Origin of the sequence: Haloquadratum walsbyi J07HQW2 (assembly GCF_000415985.1) — an archaeon.
In the GTDB taxonomy this organism is placed as follows: Archaea; Halobacteriota; Halobacteria; order Halobacteriales; family Haloferacaceae; genus Haloquadratum; species Haloquadratum walsbyi_B.
Genome location: NZ_KE356561.1, coordinates 1,181,490 through 1,183,370, shown reverse-complemented (window position 1 = coordinate 1,183,370; position 1,881 = coordinate 1,181,490). Strand labels below are relative to the sequence as shown.

The window sequence follows — 1,881 nt, the reverse complement described above, 5'->3', positions numbered from 1 at the left end:
GAATCGAATCGAATAATTGGGTCTGCAGAACCAACCAATCGAATATCGGGACTGCATACAAACATCACAAACGACTCGAACTCACCGACTGGACAGAAGAGTTCTCAATCGTTAGCACGGTTCACTCCAAAGCACTTCAGAAAACCGTCGAACGATTCTCTGACAACCTGTCTAATCTCAGTCAACAGAAACAAACAAAAAAGGCTACAAGCTAGGTGAGCTAGAGTAGAAGTGGAAGTCCTCACGAGAGTATCAGAGTATCACGTATTCGCAGTCTGGCTTCGAACTCACACACACGAGTACGAGTGGTCAAAGCACGAATAACGCGACACTCTCACTCTGGCTCTCCAAGATAGGAAATATTCCAATCCGCTATCATCGACCTGTTCCAGACCGCGCCACAATTAAAGAAGTCACCGTGAAAACAGAGACAACAGGTGACTGGTATGTCTCGCTCTCGCTTTCTGTCGAAGTGGAAGACAAGCGAGTTCCAGAGAAAACACCTGCCGAAGAGCTTGAATCCGACGACTGTGTCGGAATCGACCTTGGCTTGGCTTGGCTTGGGGTTCTCAACTATCTCCACACGAGTGACGGAGACGGAGACGGAGTTTCCGTGGATGGACTGGACTGGACTGGACTCGAGTCCAGGTTAGCAGACCAGTACGAACGGCTGGAAAGAGAACAGCGAAAGCTCTCCCGGAAGCAGACCAGACCGGTTCGACCAACAGGCAAAAACACGGAAGCGGAAGCGGAAGCGGGTTGCTAAGATTAAGCGTCATATTCGACGTAAGGTACTGGACTGGATTGGATTTCCAGCAAATCCACAAACTCACCTCTTGGCTGACCACAGAGTCTGATGCTGTCTGTGTCGAGGACTCAGACTTGGATGTGAAGCCGATGTTGGAACAGTCACACAATGCTCGGAATAAGCAGGATTCAGCTTGGAGCCAGTTCATCCGATTGCTTGAATACAAGGCTGAGTTGAATGGGTGTTGTGTTATGTTGAGAAAATTAAACCAGCGGGCACATCGAAGGAATGTTCTGGGTGTGGTATCGAATCCGACAAGCCTATGTGGATTAGAGAGCATTTTTGTCTTTCATGTGGTGTTGAACTGGACAGGGACAGGGATTGGAATGGTAGTATTACCGTGTTAGAGAGTGAGAGTGGTGTGGAGTTGCTTGGCGATAGGTGAGGTGAGGTGAGGTGAGGTGAGGTGAGGTGAGGTGAGGTGAGGGCTGGGACTGGGACTGGGACAGCCCACCGTAGAACGCCTGATGGAGACTGGTCTCCCTACGGTACGGATACGGATACGGGGAAGATTCGCAGTGAATCAGTCCCTGCAAAGACCGTCGTCGAAACAGGAAGCCCGCGTGAGACCAAGGGAAGCCCCATCCTCAAGTCAGGAGCCGAGATGGTTGTCTCGGTGAGTGACTAGGGTGGGGTAGTTCACGAGACATGTACACATTTATTTTATCAGTGTGTTTTTGAACCGAACCGGCACAAATTAACTATTGGTTTGCAGTACTCATAGTGATTATATCTGCGCTGTCTGTCATAGTAATTGCAACTGCGCCAAGAAGTTTTATTATACTACAAAAATACACCCACTAGTAACTGAATATGACGACCAGAGAGAAACGTAAGGATACAATCCGTGTTCTCCACGTTGATGATCAATTGGATTTTGCCGAGATGACGACAACATTTCTGGAGCGGGAAAACGACCGGTTCGATACTGAAATCGTCGCAAGTGCAAGCGACGGACTCGCTTGCCTCGCTGACTCGACATTCGATTGTATTATTTCTGATTACGATATGCCTCAGATCGATGGAATTGACTTTTTGGAAACTGTTCGGGACAAATATCCTGAGATGCCATT

At 48.5% G+C, this 1,881-nt stretch carries 4 protein-coding genes and 1 pseudogene; all 5 read left to right on the top strand.

The genetic code is table 11. From position 1 onward, the window contains the following. Positions 1-215 (top strand): annotated as a pseudogene (locus tag J07HQW2_RS17885) (hypothetical protein); the annotation flags it as partial. Between the two features lie 203 nt (positions 216-418). Then, positions 419-766 carry a hypothetical protein gene (locus J07HQW2_RS17880; protein ID WP_021054383.1) on the top strand — a complete coding sequence of 116 codons (348 nt, stop codon included), beginning with the start codon at positions 419-421 and terminating at the stop codon, positions 764-766. A gap of 223 nt (positions 767-989) precedes the next feature. After that, a complete protein-coding gene (locus J07HQW2_RS17875; protein ID WP_303703982.1) occupies positions 990-1,193 on the top strand; it encodes a zinc ribbon domain-containing protein in 204 nt (67 codons plus the stop codon). A gap of 36 nt (positions 1,194-1,229) precedes the next feature. Then, entirely contained in the window at positions 1,230-1,436 is a 207-nt protein-coding gene (locus J07HQW2_RS17870) for a hypothetical protein (protein ID WP_303703981.1), read from the top strand. Positions 1,437-1,621: 185 nt separating this feature from the next. Continuing rightward, positions 1,622-1,881: response regulator (locus J07HQW2_RS05335; protein ID WP_021054382.1), on the top strand; the 260-nt coding region annotated here is incomplete at its 3' end.